This window comes from Rhizobium sp. AN5 (assembly GCF_900215255.1).
Lineage (GTDB): Bacteria > Pseudomonadota > Alphaproteobacteria > Rhizobiales > Rhizobiaceae > Agrobacterium > Agrobacterium tumefaciens.
This window is the reverse complement of the sequence record NZ_OCMJ01000003.1, coordinates 1088104-1103485: the sequence shown is the minus strand read 5'-3', so window position 1 is coordinate 1103485 and position 15382 is coordinate 1088104. Positions and strand designations below refer to the sequence as shown.

Genomic DNA, 15382 nt, shown 5'->3' with positions numbered 1-15382 from the left:
AGGTGGTCTTCGGACTTGCATGGCAGCTATTCGGAAAATAAGGTTGTCTGACAAGATACGGCCAGACCATATGGCTGCTATTCACCTTAGTCACGCCGAATCCTCTTTTTGCCGGCAACAGCCGGACAGTGGTTTATTTATGCCATCACCCAAGACCGGTTATCTTTATGCGCTCATAGCCTTCACGATCTTTGCGGCGCAGGATGGCATATCCAAACATCTTGGCAGTTCTTATCCACCCGTCTTCGTCGCCATGCTTCGATACTGGGCCTTCGCCGTCTTCGTTTTATTGATGGCTGCAAGGTCCTCCGGCGGCATTCGGGGTGCTGTCATGGCCAACCGTCCGTGGCTGCAGATCAGCCGCGGCGTCCTTCTTGCCGTGCAGATTGTTTTTTCCATCTTCTCCTTCGCCGTTGTCGGGCTGGCGCACAGCCACTCTATCCTCGCTTCGGCGCCGCTGATCGTCGCCGCACTGTCCGTGCCGTTGCTTGGCGAACATGTGGGCTGGCGGCGCTGGTGCGCCATTTTTGTCGGCTTCGTCGGCGTTCTCGTCATTCTGAAACCCGATGGCGAAGGGTTCGACAACCGCCTGCTGATCACCTTCATCGCCGCCTTCATGCTTGCGCTCTACAGCGTCCTGACCCGCCTTGGCAGCAAGAGCGATTCAGCGATGACGAGCTTCTTTTATACCGGCGTGGCCGGTGCGGCGGCGCTGACGCTGGTGGGTCCGTTTTATTGGGTTAGCCTCGCACCCCAGGATTGGGGCTGGATGCTGGCGCTGTGCATTACCGGCATGAGCGGTCATTATTGCCTGATCAAGGCATTCGAGCTGGCGGATGCGGCCTCCGTGCAGCCGTTTTCCTATTACCAGCTCGTGCTCGTCTCCATCATCGGCGTCACCATCTATGGCGAGGTCGTTACATCCAACATGGTTCTGGGTGCTGCAATCGTGATCGCCGCCGGTCTCTTCACCATCTGGCGGGAACATGCCGTTGCCCGGAGGGAACGCCGGCGGGCTGACTGACGTCATTCCCGTTGAACGTCCTCTCAGGCGAGAGCCGCCTCGCAGCGCAACAGCATTCCAAACAGATCGCGCGGCTCATCCGGATCGGCCAGCAGATCCAGTTCCGTATAAAGCCCGGTGGCGGCCAGTTTCGAGCGCACATAACGCAGCGCCGAAAAATCCTCGGTCGCGAAACCAACGCTGTCGAACAGCGTGATCTGCCTGTCGTTTACCCGCCCCTGCTTTTCACCTGATATTACCTGCCATAGCTCGGTAACGGGGTAGTCTTCGGGCAATTGCTGGATTTCACCTTCGATGCGCGTCTGCGGTGGGTATTCGACGAAAATATCCGACCGCAGCAGAATGTCCCGGTGCAGTTCCGTCTTGCCGGGACAATCGCCGCCGACGGCATTGATGTGAATGCCGGGACCAACCATGTTGTCGGTCAGGATTGTCGCATATTGCTTGTCGGCGGTTACGGTGGTGATGATATCGGCACCTTCCACCGCGACCTGCGCGCTATCGCAAATTTCGATGTTAAAGCCCTGCCCGGCAAGATTGCGGGCGCATTTTTCGCTGGCGGTCCGGTCGATATCGAAAAGCCGCACCGTGTCGATGCCAAGAATAGCCTTGAAGGCCCGCGCCTGGAACTCGCTCTGTGCGCCATTGCCGATGATGGCCATCGAGCGGGCATTTTTGCGGGCAAGGTGTTTTGCAGCGACAGCCGAAGTAGCAGCGGTGCGCAGCGCCGTCAGAATGGTCATTTCGGTCAGGAGCAGCGGATAGCCGTTGCCGACATCGGATAGCACCCCAAAGGCGGTCACCGTCTGGCGGCCCTCCTTCATGTTTTTAGGATGGCCGTTCACATATTTGAAGCCATAAAGCGTTCCATCGCTGGTCGGCATCAGCTCGATGACGCCCTCTTGGGAATGCGATGCGATGCGTGGCGTCTTGTCGAAACTTTCCCAGCGACGGAAATCCTCTTCCACCACGTCGGCCAGCTCGCGCAGAAACGTATCGATCCCCACGCGCAGCACGAGTTTCATCATATGATCGACGCTGACGAAAGGTACGATATTAAGGTTCGGTATAATCGTCATTGCATCTTCCCCCTCAGCCAGCCCGCGTCGGGCGGTCCATAACCCGCTTGCCCATCAGGCTGGCAGCCAGGTCAACCATCAGCGTCGCCGTCCTGCCGCGCTCGTCGAGAAACGGGTTAAGCTCCACGAGATCGAGACTGCACACCAGCCCGCTATCATGCAGCATCTCCATCACCAGATGCGCCTCACGGAACGTAGCCCCACCCGGAACCGTGGTGCCGACCGCAGGCGCGATCGACGGTTCCAGGAAATCGACATCGAGACTGACATGCAACAGGCCGTTTACCGCCTGCACCCGCGCAAGGAACGCGCGCAGCAGAACCGCGACACCATGTTCGTCTATCGAGCGCATGTCGTGAACGGTGATGCCGCTGTCTTCCAGTGCGGCTCTCTCGGCTGGATCGACGCTGCGGATGCCGATCATGCCGATATTTTCCTCAGGAACCGCATGGGAGAGCGGCGGGAAGTAACCCGAAAATCCGTCGCGACCACTGAAGTAAGCGACCGGCGTGCCATGCAGGTTGCCGCTGCGCGTCGTTTCAAGCGTGTGGTAATCGGTATGGGCATCGAGCCAGAGCACGAAAAACGGCCGGCCACTCTCCGCCACCCGCCGCGCCATGCCGGCGACGGTTCCCGCGGAAATTGCGTGGTCGCCGCCAAGAAAGATCGGCACGGCGGCAGCACTTTCGCGATAGGCGGCCTCCGTCAGCGCCTCGGTCCAGGCCACCGTCTCAGCGAGATGATGCACCGCCGGATTGGGGTGGCTAAACTCCCTGAGCGGCGCCGGCGTCACATTTCCGGTATCGACCACCCGATGGCCCAGATCTTCGAGCGCCCGCGTGAGACCGGCGATGCGATACGCACTCGGCCCCATCTCACACCCCAATTGCCCGGCTCCGATTTGCAACGGCGCACCGATCAGCCTGATATCCATTTGAGCCCTCGCTTTTATAAACCGATAACCTCACTAAACCACACAGACATGGCGGAATGAACATCAAATATTGGCAATATTATCGAAACAGGCTATCGATTTGGTCAAATCTATTTATCAGAATGGCTACCAATGGATGATCTCGACGAACGGCTCGTGACCCTTTTGAGGCATAACGGCAGACGCAGCATTTCCGATCTGGCGATCGAGACGGAAACCTCGCGCGCAACGGTACGCTCCCGCATCGAAAAAATGGAAAATGACGGCACTATCATCGGTTATACCGTCATCCTGCGTGCCGATGCGGTGGAGGCGGCGATCCGCGGCATCATGATGATCGAGATTGAAGGCCATGTGACGGACCGCGTCATCCGCACGCTCGGCGGTTTCCCGGAAATATCCGAAATTCACAGCACGAACGGCCGCTGGGACCTGATCGTAGAACTTAACGCCGCCACGCTCAGCGATTTCGACGCGGTGCTCCGCCGTATCCGCCTTGTCCCAGGCATTACCGGCAGCGAGACCAGCCTTCTGCTCTCCACCCCACGCTCCACCCGCGCGCGGCTCTGACGCAGGAGACTAAACGCAAAAGAGCGACGAAAACGCATTTTTCGATTTTTTCGACTTGCGCCCCGCAAGAAATCATCTATATGACGACCCACCAAAGCGAACGCGGCAACGCGCTTCAGGCTTTTGGGGAATAGTTCAATGGTAGAACGACGGACTCTGACTCCGTTAATCTTGGTTCGAGTCCAGGTTCCCCAGCCAAATTTCTCCAAACAAAATCAAACTGTTTCGAGCACTAAGCTGCTTCACCGCGCTCTGCCTATATCTGTCAACGTTGTACGCGCGGCTCGATCCGACTCAGACATTTCCGTATCCAGCTGGCCTAGCCTCGATACACCACCGCGCCCCCAGTCATCCCCGCCCCTGCCGCCGTCAATAACAGCGTTTCACCCTCTGCGATGGGCCGCTCAGCATTGGAAACGGAAAGCGAAAGCGGAATAGTGGCTGCAGAAGAGTTGCCGAAAGTTTCGACTGTACGCACCGTCTTTTGCCGGTCGATGCCGATATTGCCGCAGACGGCATCGAACATGCGGGCATTGGCCTGATGCGGCACGAACCGGTTGATATCGGCGGCCGTCATTTCTGCCCGTTGCAGAGCGCGCTGTGAGGTCTGCGTCATCGTGGCGACGGCACGGGAAAAGACCTCGCGTCCGTCCCGCATCGTCATCAGGGTATCTTCAGCCTGTGTATCAGTGGAAAAAGGCTGGCTGCTGCCGCCCGCCGCGATTTGTATCAGGTCGTAACCGCTCCCATCCGAAACGAGATCGGCAGACAAAAGGCCGCGCTGCGCATCCCGGCAGGGGACAAGCACGACGGCACCGGCAGCATCGGCGAACAGAACCGCAGTTGCCCTTTCCGCCGGATTGATACGACGGCTTAAGATATTGGCGGCAACAACCAGCACCGCGCGGCCGTGGGTGCGGACAAAACCATCCGCAAGGGTGAGCGCATAGAGAAAACCGGAACAGGCCCCGGCAAGATCGATCGCTCCGGATTGTGTGAGGCCCAGCCGGTGCGCAAGCAGCGGGGCCGAAGGCGGCAAAAGATGGTCTGGCGTGGAGGTCGCAAGCAATGTCAGTGCGATATCCTCGGCGCCAATTTTCGCATTTTCCAGCGCCATGCGGCCGGCTTTTTCGGCAAGGCCGCTCAGCGTCTCGCCCTCTTGCGCCCAATAACGTGTGCGGATCCCCGTCCGACGCTCTATCCAGCCAGCCTCCAGCCCGAGACGCGTCTCAATCTCGGCGTTGCGGACACATCGCACTGGCACGGCATGCCCGAAGCCAGCCATGCGGGAAGAACGGGTCTGCATTGTCAGGCCTTTCGGAGACTGTTTTTGATAGCGACCGCGCCGGTTTCTCCCGGAGCGGCTTCAGTCACGATCGAGGCCACTTCGTCCATAGCGTCGAAGGCACGGGTGAGGTCTTGCGCCGACGAACAATAGGGCGGCATCAGATAGAGCACATTGCCGAGCGGGCGGATGATGAGCCCGCGCTCTCGGAACAATTGCCGCATGCGTGGCCCCGCCTCCGCGAGATAACCGTCGGAGGGCACGACGAGGTCAAGCGCTGCGATGGTTCCAACCTGGCGTATGTTGGTGAAGCGCCTGTCATCCGCAAATCGACCGAGATTGTCGCGCAGCACTTCTTGCAGTTGCCCGATGCGCTGCACTACCGGCTCATCCCGCCAGACCTGCAGATTGGCGACAGCGGCAGCGCAGGCAATCGGATTGGCGGTGTAGGAACTCGAATGGAAAAAGGTCTTGCGGCGATCGGTCGAGAAGTGCGCGTCGAAGATTTCGCCACTGCACAAGGTCGCTGCCAACGGCAGGGAGCCGCCGGTCAGCCCCTTGGAGGTGCACAGAATATCCGGCGAAACTCCCGCCTGCTCGCAGGCGAACATGGTTCCCGTCCGGCCCCAGCCCGTCATCACCTCGTCGGCGACCATCAGGCAACCGTAGCGTTCGGCAATTTGTTTCAGTCCGGCGAGAACTTCCGCGCGGTAAATCTTCATGCCACCGGCACCGAGAACAAGGGGCTCGATCAGCAAGGCGGCGACTCGGCCCGAACGACAAAAGCTCTCGAACATGTCGAGCGTCTCCTGCTCACAATCCGCTTTCGGAAAAGCAAGTCGGTCGACGCCGAATAGCAGTGGTTCATACGCAGCATTGAACACGCCGCGTTCGCCCGTCGACATGGCGCCGATCGTATCACCGTGGTAGCCGTGCTCCATGACCACGATGCGATCTCGCTTTTCACCACAATTGTGAAAATAACCGAGCGCCATTTTCAGCGCCACTTCCACCGAGGTCGAACCGCTATCGGAATAAAACACATGGCTTAGTCCGGCAGGCGCCAGTTCGATCAGCCCTTTCGCCAGCATTTCGGCCGGCTCGTGCGAAAACTCGGCGAAAATGATCTGGTCGAAGACCTCGGTCGCTGCGCGGATGGCGGACATGATTGCCGGGTGCCGGTGGCCGTGAGTGATGACCCACCAGGATGAAATTGCATCGAACAGCCGCTGGCCATCCTCATCGACCAGATAGGCGCCCTCCGCCGAGACGATGCGTTTCATCGGCGGCTCCAGCCCGTGTTGGGTGAAAGGATGCCAGACGGGGGAACAGCTCATGCCGGCACCTCCAGAAAATCAGCGAGATCGAATTGTTGAGTGAATGCATGGTGCAGCGCCTCGCCGGTCATCTCAGGTATGCGAGGCAAGCGGCCAAGCGAGCGAACCCGGCCAATATCGGCGATAATGCGCTGATTTTCCCGGTTCTCATCACCGATGAAGACCACGCCGTGCACCGGAATGGCTCTCAGCCGCAGCGCCTCGAACGATAGCAGCGTGTGGTTGATGGTGCCGAGAGAGGTTCTGGCGCACAGGATCAGCGGAATTCGCCAGCGGGCGAAGATATCGACAAACAGCAATGTGTCAGTCAGTGGCACCAGCAGACCGCCCGCCCCTTCGATCACCAGCGGTCCATCCGTTTCCGGCGGTAGCAAAAGCTCGGGCTCGATCGTGACATTGTCGAGGCGGGCCGAAAGATGCGGTGAGGCCGGCATTTTCAGGCGATAGGCCTCCGGCAGGATGCGCGTGCGCGGCACGCCACCCAGCCGCTCCACCACCTCGCTGTCGGTCTCTTCCTCCAGCCCGGATTGCACCGGCTTCCAGTAGTGGGCTTGCAATGCGTGGGTGAGCGCCGCAGAAAAAACGGTCTTACCGATACCCGTATCGGTGCCAGAGACGACGAAACGAAGGCTCATCGTTCTTCCTCCATGGCGAGGGCGAGCAGCCCGACCATGTCGGCGATCTGGCTTTCCTCGACATTGAGCGTAATGGATATGCGCAGGCGTGCCGTGCCTTCCGGCACCGTTGGCGGGCGGATAGCGCGCACGTCGAAACCGCCGTCGCGTATACGCATGGCGATCTTCAGTGCACGCGCATTGTCACCAATCATCACCGGCAATATCTGCGAGCCGCCGGGCGTCACGCCCAGCCGGGATCGTAATTGTTCGCTGGCGAAATTTATCAGTTCTTCCAGACGGATGCGCCGCCAGGGTTCGTCGGCGACGATCCGCAAGGCCTCCCGCACAACCGCCGTCATCAGCGGTGACGGCGCGGTCGAATAGATGAAACCGCGGGCGCGGTTGGTGAGGTAATCGGCAAGAACCGCAGGCAGACTGATGAGCGCGCCGGAAAGGCCAAGTCCCTTGCCGCAGGTGTGCAGCGCCACGACATTACCCCGACCTTCCAGTTCAGCGGCCAGGCCGCGCCCACCCGGCCCGAACACGCCGGTGGCATGCGCCTCATCGACGACGAGAAAGCCGCCATGTCGCCCGGCGAGATCGGCAAGGGCCGCAACCGGCGCCCGGTCACCATCCATGGAATAGAGGCTCTCCACCGCGATCCACGGGCGACCTTTCCCGCCCGCCTGCCTCCATCGGTTTATTTCCCGTTCGAATGTCTCAACCTGATTATGCGGCACAGCGACCGCCTTCGCCTTGCCGGCGGCAATGCCGTCATGCACGCTGGCATGGATCAGCGCATCGTAGAGAACGAGGTCGTCCCGCAGCGGCAGTGCGGAAAAAAGTGCAACATTGGCGGCAAATCCGCTGCCGAAATAGATGGCCCTCTCAGCGCCGAAAAATACCGCCGCCTCCGTTTCAAGCGCCTCATGTTCGGGATGGTTGCCACGAAGCAGCCGCGAACCACCGGCACCCACAGGCACGCCCCTCTCGATTGCGTCGGTGATCGCCGCCTTCAGCCGGGGTGCATCGGCAAGCCCGAGATAGTCGTTGGAGGTGAAGTCGATACCCTGCCGGGGCGCTAGCGCCCGCAGGCGCGACTTGCGGTGCAGACCGGCAAGCTTCAGCTCATAGGCGGAGAGCGCCGACGAATTCACTGGGTCTCTCCCGCTTCCGCCGTTTGCAACGCCATCGGCTTCAGGCCCAGCCGCCGGAACAGCGCCGTATCGTGATCTTCGCCCGGATTATCCGCCGTCAGCAGCGTCTCGCCGACGAAGATGGAATTCGCCCCGGCCAGAAAACAGAGCGCCTGCGTCTCATCACTCATTTCGGTACGTCCGGCGGAAAGCCTCACATGCGAACGGGGCATGAGGATGCGCGCAAGCGCAATGGTGCGGACAAAGTCGATCGGATCAACCGGGTCGGCCTTGGCAAGCTTCGAGCCGGGGATCGGGATCAGCATGTTGATCGGCACGCTTTCCGGCGGAACCGGCAGATTGGCAAGGGTTACCAGCATGGAAATACGGTCCTCGACCGTTTCTCCCATGCCGAGAATGCCGCCGGCGCAGACCTTCATGCCGGCATCACGAACATTGGCGAGCGTTTTAAGCCGATCCTCGAAGGTGCGGGTGGTGATGATCTCCGAATAGAACCGCTCCGACGTATCGACGTTGTGATTGTAGTAATCTAGCCCGGCGTGAGCGAGACGTTCGGATTGTTCCGGCGTCAGCATGCCGAGCGTCATGCAGGTTTCCATGCCGAGCGCCTTGACGCCTTCGACCATGGCCACCACCGCTTCCATGTCGCGCTCCTTAGGGTTGCGCCACGCTGCCCCCATGCAATAGCGCGTCGCCCCGCCCTCTTTCGCCTTGCGCGCCTCTGCCAGCACTCGCTCCACCTCCATCAGTTTGGAAGCCTTCAGACCTGTTGGATTGCGGGCGGACTGGCTGCAATAACCACAATCTTCCGGGCAGCCGCCGGTCTTGATCGATAAAAGCCGGCTCATCTGGATGGCGTTGGCGTCGAAATGGCGACGATGCACTTGCTGCGCCCGGAACAGGAGATCATTAAATGGCAAATTATAGATAATTTTTGCTTCTTCGAGTGAAGAATCCGCTTTGATTGAGTAAATCTGCGCCTGATTTTGTTCAATTTCCATGATAATCTGATCCATCCAGCGATCTCCTCTTCAAATAAATAGATAGAACCTATTTTTATCTATTTTTTTATCGGGCCCTTTTGCAAGGACTTTTTTCGAGAAAAATGTCCGGCACCGGAGATCGAAGAAATATGCGGGACAAGACTGCGGCATTTGGCTGCGGGAATTTAGCGAATGGGGAAAACGCCTTGCGGAAAAGACCCATGGCGCAAAAACCCCACAATTGCTAAGGGTGAGGCATGATCACACGTCGTCCCGCCAACGCTCGCGACACGGCCCGCATCCTTGAAATATGGCGTAAGGCCGTAGACGCTACCCATAATTTTCTTCACAGAGCGGATCGCGCCGCAATCGAGGAAGAAGTGACTGCTTTTCTTCCCGAGGCCGCTTTGACGCTCGCCGTCGATGCGTCGGATAAGCCTCTCGGGTTCATGTTTCTGCATGAAGGGCACATGGAAGCGCTTTTCATCGATCCGGATTATCACGGCAGAGGCATCGGCTAGGCGCTCGTGCAGGCAGCGCTTGCCGCACACCCCGCGCTGACCACCGATGTCAACGAACAGAATACGCAGGCCATGGGCTTTTATCGCCGGCTCGGTTTCAAGCCGACGGGACGCTCCGACCTCGACGGGCAGGGACGGCCCTATCCCCGCGCAACCGAACAATAAGCCGCGGGGACATGGCTCATCTGGGGGGAGCAAGCCACGAACACCATCATCCGTTTCGCAACCGAGGATTTTCAGCCCGAGCACCGCTTCGACCAATGGCGCGAAGTGCGCGGCAAAAGCCTGTTTGGCGTAACGATCGAGCTTGCGCCGGATCGCCGCCAGGTCTTCAGCGGGTCGTTTCAGGCGCGCTCTGTCGCAGGCGCCGTCGTAAGCGAAATGCGCGCTTCCTCTTACCGGGTCAACCGCACGGAAGCCGATATTGCCCGGATTGCCGGCGACAGCCTCTGCATTGGCTTGCAGGTCAAGGGTTCGGGGTTGCTGCATGCCGGCCGAGACAGGGTCCATTCCGTCAGCCGTGGTGATTTCACCATCAACTATTCGGACTTGCCCTATGACGCGATACCCGGCGGCGAAGCGGATTTTCACTACAAGATGCTCAAGATCCCTGTCGACTACGAAGTCATGCTTGGCCGAACGGCCGATGACCTGTTTGCCACGCGTTACGCAGACAAGACCGCCTTCTCGCGGCCGTTCCGAGCGCTCTTCAACGCGCTGAACGCCGAACACGGCAGGCTCATCGATCCCGTGCGCGATGTGACGCATATCGCCCGACTAGCCATGACGGCGCGCGGACGGCTTTCGCCTGCGATGCCGGAAGTGCGCGCCGCACTCCGCACCGGGCTTTGTTATGCGGCCCAGGACATCATGATGCGCAAAAAATCCTGGCAGAACCTCACGCCTGCCGCAGTGGCAAAGGAACTGGGCATTTCGCTTCGGCAACTGCACGTCGTTTTCGAAGGCGCGGAGCTGTCTTTTTCCCGCACGCTCGCCTCCATGCGGATCGAGGAAGCGCGACGCCTGCTGCTGGAATCTCCCGCCCTGCCAATCACGCAGGTCGCCTATGGCTGCGGCTTCGACAGTCTTCCAACCTTCTACCGGGTGTTCAGCGGCACCTATGGCATGACGCCCGGCGAAGCCCGCGCCACGGGCATGCCGACGGCCTAAAAGTGTCACCTCTGCGCGCAATGAGAAGACGCCTCATCCCGACCCTTATAAGGCCGTGGATCATCCAATCCCCATCTCACTCCGCAAGGAAGGTGGTGCCGGCAATTCGAGGAGCGCTGCCCATGACCAATTTTTTCGATTTCGCGATCTCCGGGTTGCCGGACGCCTCCGCTGTTGGCCGCAGGCTACCACCCAGCGAAATCGACCGGTTGCTTCAAACGGGTGCTTTCGCGGCAGCACTACGGCTGTTGGCGGGAAGTTTCATCGCCCTCTACGAAGGTTCGCCCGACATAACCGCGCTTTTCGCCACGCGCCAGAGCCGGCTTCTTTGCCACGCGCTGTTGGCGCTCTATTTTCAAAAGCGCAAGACCGAAACGGACGAACCCGCCCTGACGCGGGAAGATTTCGGCCAACTCGCGCTCCAGCACGGCCTTGCCAGCCATGATGTCGCCTATGCCTTCTTCAAAGAGGCGCTGAAACGCGGCCTGACAAAACCGGCGCACCAATCCGGCGAAAAGCGGGCCGATGGCGTGGTGCCGTCACCGTCCACCCTGGCGATGCTTGCCCAATGGTACGACGTGCATTTTCAGGCGCTGGACCTCATCGATGAGGGGTTCAGGGCCTCTCGGTTCATCGAGCGATCCGAAACCATGCTCGCACACATCCATCCCCGCGTGGCGCAGGCGCTGCTGTCCAATCCGGAAGTGCGCTGCCCCGGCCCGCTTTCCATCATCTTCAACTGGTTCGACGCGGGCGGGCTGCTGATGGACCGCCTGATCGCCGGGATCGACTGGGAAAAGCCGACAGAACAGGGCAGACACCTGACGGATGTGAAAACAGCATCGCAACTGGCGACATCGCTCTCCCTTTCCCGAATCCATGTCAGTCGCAAGCTTGGCGCGGCCGAACTGATCGGCGGAATCGGCTGGAGCGGACGGAAGGGACGTTCCGCTCTCTGGATCTCCCAGGGCTTTTACGAGGAATATGCCCGCATGCAGGCGCGTAAACTCCTCATTCTCGACGATGCCTTTATGGAGACAGTGTGAGGTTTAAGAACCGGCGGACGTGCTATTTATTGATGGTTATGAGCGATATCCATTGACAAACTTCGGGACTGCGGCTCTTCTAGAGCGTATGCGTGGGATGTTGCGAACATCGAAATTGACGGCACTGCTGTTTCGACTGGTGATGATATTGTCACTGGCGGGCTACAGCGTTTCCACCGTCAATGCCGCAATGCATGGTCCCGATACCGCGGAAATGCAGACCACCCAATCCGCCATGATGATGGACCATGGCGGTTCGGCCATGATGTCCGGCGACCACCATAATATGGATACGGCAGACCACGACAGCGGCGTCAAAAAGCCCGTGAAGCAGGAATGCTGCAATGATTTCTGTCTCGGCATGGCGGTGCTGATTGCGCATGACGCCCTTGGCGGACCCGTCGTCAATTCCATCCGTTCTTTCCTTGACGACAGCAAGACCGTGGGCCAGATCCCGCTGCTTCACCGTCCACCGAATATCTGAACAGGCAAAGCCCGCCTCTCGGGCAATGATCGTGCGTGAACGGCTTTAGCGCCGTCGCGCCGTTGCATCTCCTGTTCGGAAATTACCATGGACCCTATCTACATCGTGGTTGCAGCGCCTCTTTTGCTGGGCGGCTGCACAGCCACATCCTCGATGAACGAGACCGCCTCGTATGAAGACGCGGCAAATCCGTCGCTCGGCGTCACCCCTCTGCGTTATCAGACACCGGTCGCAGGCTATTCGCACCGTGCTCCGGTGGACCCGAAGCCCTGGCGTAACCAGAACGATGCGCAGGCTCCCAAAGGAGACGCATCATGACGCTACGCGTGATCAAACTCACGGCCGTCCTTTCCGTCCCGCTGGTTCTTGGCGGCTGTGTCACGGCCGCCGACTACACCTCGAAGAACGCAGGCTTCACCACCGTTTCGGCCAGGGCGACCGAGGCGACGGGAAAGCAGACTGTCTGGATACAGACCCGGGCCGAGGCGCAGGCAACCGCAACCCGTGTCAAATCGCTGATGTCAGCGAAAACAATCGATGTCGAGACGGCGGTTCAGGTCGCGCTCCTCAACAACAAGGGCCTTCAGGCGACCTATGCCGATCTGGGTGAATCGGCCGCAACCGCCTGGCAATCGACCATGCTGGTCAATCCGAGGGTCGGCGTCGGACTGACGGGGATCGGCACTCCGGGGCTCCGCGCCTACAAGGCGATCGAGGGTGTGATCGTCACCAATATTCTGGCACTGGCCACGCTCAAACAGAATGTCGAGATTGCCGATACCGGCTTCCGCAAGGCGCAGCTCGCAGCCGCGCTGAAGACGTTGCAGCTAGCAGCGGATACCCGCCGCGCCTGGATCACGGCGGTTGCTGCCTGGGAAAATGTCGGCCAGCTGGCGCAGGCCCAGACAGCCGCGGATGCCGCCTCGGAACTTGCGAGGAAGCTTGGCGAAGCAGGCTCGCTGAACAAGGAAGGCCAGGCTCGCGAGCAGGTCTTCTATGCCGAACTGACCGGCCAGATCGCCAAGGCGCGGCTTGAAGCCCGGCTTGCGAAGGAGGAACTGACAAGGCTGATGGGCCTGTGGGGCGCGGACATAGACTACTCCATCCCCAACCGCCTGCCGCAGCTTCCGAAGGATCTGGCCAAACGTGAGATGATCGAGGCCGAGGCACTGCAACGCCGGGTGGATTTGCAGATGGCGAAGCTCGATCTGGAATCAACCGCCCGGTCGTTCAAACTCACAGAAGCCACCCGATACGTTACCGATCTCGAGCTTCGTTCCGGCTTCGAGACCGAACGCGAACTTGAAGACGGCGAAAAACACAAACAGACGACCGGCAATGCCGAGCTGGAATTCGTCATTCCGATCTTCGATTCCGGTCGGGCAAGAATGCGGGAATCCGAACTCGCCTATATGCGCGCAGCAAACCTGCTGGCCGAAAAGGCGGTCAATATCCGCTCCGAAGCCCGCTCCGCCTATCAGGCCTATCGCTCGAACTACGACATCGCCCGGCACTATCGCAACAGCGTGGTGCCGCTGCGGACCAAGATCGAGGAGGAGTCGCTGCTGACCTATAACGGCATGCTCACCAACACCTTCGAACTGCTCGCCGATAGCCGCGAAAAGGTCAATTCGAACCTGCTCGCCATCAATGCCAAACGTGACTTCTGGCTCGCGGAAGCCGGCCTCGCTCCCGCCATTTACGGCGGTGGCGCGGGTGCGGTGGGCGCAGAGACCGAAGTTGCCGCCGCTGGTGGCGGCGGCGGCGGACACTGAGAAAGGAAACGACCATGTTCAATAGAAGAAACTTTCTGGGCGTCGGCGCCGCGATGGTCTCCACCGCAGCCTGGGCAAAGACATCGAATAGCAGCCTGCCGGAAGCGGCCGTGATGGACACGGCAGCGACGCAAGCCCCCGTCAAGCCCACTACCGGTCCCGATTACAATCCGGTCGTCACCCTCAACGGCTGGACCCTGCCCTTCCGGATGAACAATGGCGTCAAGGAATTCCACCTTGTCGCCGAGCCGGTGGAGCGCGAGATGGCGGAGGGTATGACCGCCCGCCTCTGGGGCTATAACGGCCAGTCGCCCGGCCCGACCATCGAGGCCGTGGAAGGCGACCGGGTACGCATTTTCGTAACCAACAAACTGCCGGAACATACGACGGTCCACTGGCACGGCATGATCCTGCCATCAGGCATGGACGGTGTCGGCGGCCTGTCGCAACCGCATATCCCTGTTGGCAAAACCTTCGTCTACGAGTTCGATCTCGTGAAGTCCGGCACCTTCATGTACCACCCGCATTCGGACGAGATGGTGCAGATGGCGATGGGCATGATGGGCTTTTTCGTGGTCCATCCGAAGGACCCGACCTTCATGCCTGTTGATCGCGACTTCGTGTTCCTGATCAACGCCTTCGACATCAATCCCGGCTCCTACGTTCCGAAAATCATGACCATGACGGATTTCAATCTGTGGTCATGGAACAGCCGGGTGTTTCCGGGTATCGATCCGCTGGTGGTTTCCAAGGACGACCGGGTGCGTATCAGGGTCGGCAACCTGACCATGACCAACCACCCGATCCACATGCACGGTTACGATTTCGAGGTGACCTGCACGGATGGCGGCTGGGTGCGGCCGGAGGCGCGGTGGCCAGAAGTGAGCATCGACATACCCGTCGGCGCCATGCGGGCCTATGAATTCGACGCCAAATATGTCGGCGACTGGGCGATCCATTGCCACAAGTCGCACCACACGATGAATGCGATGGGACACGATGTCCCGACCTTCATCGGCGTCGACAAGAAGACCGTCACCGAAAAGATCCGCAAGGTGCGGCCGGAATACATGCCGATGGGTACAGCCGGCATGGCCGATATGGGCGCGATGGAAATGGAAATCCCTGAGAACACCGTTCCCATGATGACCGGCTGGGGTCCGCACGGCCCCATCGAAATGGGTGGCATGTTCTCCGTGGTGAAGGTCCGCGAAGGCATCTCCGCGGGCGATTACTCAGATCCCGGCTGGTACCAAAACCCGCCCGGTACCCAGGCCTGGGAATGGACCGGCGACGTGCCGGATACCGAAAAGACCAATGATCCGAAAACACAGATCACGCCGAAACCGATGAAACACGGCTGATCGTGCAGACCATATCCCCACCAAAACCAAGGAAAA

At 59.8% G+C, this 15382-nt stretch carries 15 protein-coding genes, 1 tRNA gene and 1 pseudogene; 10 read left to right on the top strand and 7 right to left on the bottom strand.

Going from position 1 to position 15382, the window contains the following annotated elements; genetic code table 11:
- Positions 1–139: 139 nt before the first annotated feature.
- A complete protein-coding gene (locus CRP02_RS08475) occupies positions 140–1024 on the top strand; it encodes a DMT family transporter (RefSeq protein WP_097170804.1) in 885 nt (294 codons plus the stop codon).
- A gap of 23 nt (positions 1025–1047) precedes the next feature.
- On the opposite strand, the gene CRP02_RS08470 is transcribed toward CRP02_RS08475, so the two are convergent.
- Both CRP02_RS08470 and rocF read right to left on the bottom strand, forming a co-directional pair.
- Positions 1048–2103, bottom strand: a complete 1056-nt coding sequence (locus tag CRP02_RS08470; protein ID WP_097170803.1) for an ornithine cyclodeaminase — start codon at positions 2101–2103, stop codon at positions 1048–1050.
- A gap of 13 nt (positions 2104–2116) precedes the next feature.
- Positions 2117–3037 (bottom strand): arginase, encoded by a 921-nt coding sequence (gene rocF, locus CRP02_RS08465; RefSeq protein WP_097170802.1) that lies wholly within the window; start codon positions 3035–3037, stop codon positions 2117–2119.
- 132 nt (positions 3038–3169) lie between these two features.
- Between rocF and CRP02_RS08460 the strand changes: the two genes are divergently transcribed.
- Together CRP02_RS08460 and CRP02_RS08455 are read left to right on the top strand one after the other, a co-directional pair.
- A complete protein-coding gene (locus CRP02_RS08460) occupies positions 3170–3607 on the top strand; it encodes an Lrp/AsnC family transcriptional regulator (RefSeq protein ID WP_004431612.1) in 438 nt (145 codons plus the stop codon).
- A 124-nt stretch (positions 3608–3731) separates the two neighbouring features.
- A tRNA-Gln gene (locus CRP02_RS08455) sits at positions 3732–3805 on the top strand.
- A gap of 121 nt (positions 3806–3926) precedes the next feature.
- Here CRP02_RS08455 and CRP02_RS08450 read toward each other — a convergent pair.
- The 5 genes from CRP02_RS08450 to bioB are packed head-to-tail and all read right to left on the bottom strand — an operon-like array spanning position 3927 to position 9004.
- Positions 3927–4913 (bottom strand): beta-ketoacyl-ACP synthase III, encoded by a 987-nt coding sequence (locus tag CRP02_RS08450; RefSeq protein WP_097170801.1) that lies wholly within the window; start codon positions 4911–4913, stop codon positions 3927–3929.
- A 2-nt stretch (positions 4914–4915) separates the two neighbouring features.
- Positions 4916–6229 carry an adenosylmethionine--8-amino-7-oxononanoate transaminase gene (locus CRP02_RS08445; RefSeq protein ID WP_097170800.1) on the bottom strand — a complete coding sequence of 438 codons (1314 nt, stop codon included), beginning with the start codon at positions 6227–6229 and terminating at the stop codon, positions 4916–4918.
- Positions 6226–6864 carry a dethiobiotin synthase gene (gene bioD / locus CRP02_RS08440; protein ID WP_097170799.1) on the bottom strand — a complete coding sequence of 213 codons (639 nt, stop codon included), beginning with the start codon at positions 6862–6864 and terminating at the stop codon, positions 6226–6228. The genes CRP02_RS08445 and bioD overlap by 4 nt, the downstream gene beginning before the upstream one ends.
- Entirely contained in the window at positions 6861–8003 is a 1143-nt protein-coding gene (locus CRP02_RS08435) for an 8-amino-7-oxononanoate synthase (protein ID WP_097170798.1), read from the bottom strand. Before CRP02_RS08435 ends, bioD begins: the two co-directional genes overlap by 4 nt.
- On the bottom strand, positions 8000–9004 hold the full coding sequence (gene bioB / locus CRP02_RS08430) for a biotin synthase BioB (RefSeq protein WP_414896233.1): 1005 nt from the start codon (positions 9002–9004) through the stop codon (positions 8000–8002). Before bioB ends, CRP02_RS08435 begins: the two co-directional genes overlap by 4 nt.
- A 239-nt stretch (positions 9005–9243) precedes the next feature.
- On the opposite strand from bioB, the pseudogene CRP02_RS08425 reads away from it, so the two are divergent.
- The 7 genes and pseudogenes from CRP02_RS08425 to CRP02_RS08395 all read left to right on the top strand — a co-directional run bounded on the left by CRP02_RS08425 (position 9244) and on the right by CRP02_RS08395 (position 15346).
- A pseudogene (locus tag CRP02_RS08425) lies at positions 9244–9672 on the top strand (acetyltransferase).
- A gap of 105 nt (positions 9673–9777) precedes the next feature.
- The gene (locus tag CRP02_RS08420; protein ID WP_179783966.1) at positions 9778–10677 is read left to right on the top strand and encodes a helix-turn-helix transcriptional regulator; all 900 of its coding nucleotides are present in this window, start codon (positions 9778–9780) and stop codon (positions 10675–10677) included.
- A gap of 122 nt (positions 10678–10799) precedes the next feature.
- A complete protein-coding gene (locus tag CRP02_RS08415) occupies positions 10800–11723 on the top strand; it encodes a hypothetical protein (protein ID WP_097170796.1) in 924 nt (307 codons plus the stop codon).
- A gap of 88 nt (positions 11724–11811) precedes the next feature.
- Positions 11812–12207, top strand: coding sequence for a hypothetical protein (locus CRP02_RS08410; protein WP_097170795.1), 396 nt, complete (start codon positions 11812–11814; stop codon positions 12205–12207).
- 87 nt (positions 12208–12294) lie between these two features.
- Positions 12295–12525, top strand: coding sequence for a hypothetical protein (locus tag CRP02_RS08405; protein WP_097170794.1), 231 nt, complete (start codon positions 12295–12297; stop codon positions 12523–12525).
- Positions 12522–13982: a TolC family protein gene (locus CRP02_RS08400; RefSeq protein WP_097170793.1), complete on the top strand. Its 1461-nt coding sequence runs from the start codon at positions 12522–12524 to the stop codon at positions 13980–13982. The genes CRP02_RS08405 and CRP02_RS08400 overlap by 4 nt, the downstream gene beginning before the upstream one ends.
- A 14-nt stretch (positions 13983–13996) precedes the next feature.
- Positions 13997–15346 carry a multicopper oxidase family protein gene (locus tag CRP02_RS08395; RefSeq protein WP_097170792.1) on the top strand — a complete coding sequence of 450 codons (1350 nt, stop codon included), beginning with the start codon at positions 13997–13999 and terminating at the stop codon, positions 15344–15346.
- Positions 15347–15382: the final 36 nt, after the last annotated feature.

What these genes read in the sequence shown, in the direction of transcription:
- CRP02_RS08415 (WP_097170796.1), top strand. Translation starts at nt 10,800, where the DNA reads ATGACCAATTTTTTCGATTTCGCGATCTCCGGGTTGCCGGACGCCTCC.
- rocF (WP_097170802.1), bottom strand. Translation starts at nt 3,037, where the DNA reads ATGGATATCAGGCTGATCGGTGCGCCGTTGCAAATCGGAGCCGGGCAA.
- CRP02_RS08450 (WP_097170801.1), bottom strand. Translation starts at nt 4,913, where the DNA reads ATGCAGACCCGTTCTTCCCGCATGGCTGGCTTCGGGCATGCCGTGCCA.
- bioB (WP_414896233.1), bottom strand. Translation starts at nt 9,004, where the DNA reads ATGGAAATTGAACAAAATCAGGCGCAGATTTACTCAATCAAAGCGGAT.
- bioD (WP_097170799.1), bottom strand. Translation starts at nt 6,864, where the DNA reads ATGAGCCTTCGTTTCGTCGTCTCTGGCACCGATACGGGTATCGGTAAG.
- CRP02_RS08445 (WP_097170800.1), bottom strand. Translation starts at nt 6,229, where the DNA reads ATGAGCTGTTCCCCCGTCTGGCATCCTTTCACCCAACACGGGCTGGAG.
- CRP02_RS08460 (WP_004431612.1), top strand. Translation starts at nt 3,170, where the DNA reads ATGGATGATCTCGACGAACGGCTCGTGACCCTTTTGAGGCATAACGGC.
- CRP02_RS08410 (WP_097170795.1), top strand. Translation starts at nt 11,812, where the DNA reads ATGCGTGGGATGTTGCGAACATCGAAATTGACGGCACTGCTGTTTCGA.
- CRP02_RS08405 (WP_097170794.1), top strand. Translation starts at nt 12,295, where the DNA reads ATGGACCCTATCTACATCGTGGTTGCAGCGCCTCTTTTGCTGGGCGGC.
- CRP02_RS08470 (WP_097170803.1), bottom strand. Translation starts at nt 2,103, where the DNA reads ATGACGATTATACCGAACCTTAATATCGTACCTTTCGTCAGCGTCGAT.
- CRP02_RS08475 (WP_097170804.1), top strand. Translation starts at nt 140, where the DNA reads ATGCCATCACCCAAGACCGGTTATCTTTATGCGCTCATAGCCTTCACG.
- CRP02_RS08400 (WP_097170793.1), top strand. Translation starts at nt 12,522, where the DNA reads ATGACGCTACGCGTGATCAAACTCACGGCCGTCCTTTCCGTCCCGCTG.
- CRP02_RS08395 (WP_097170792.1), top strand. Translation starts at nt 13,997, where the DNA reads ATGTTCAATAGAAGAAACTTTCTGGGCGTCGGCGCCGCGATGGTCTCC.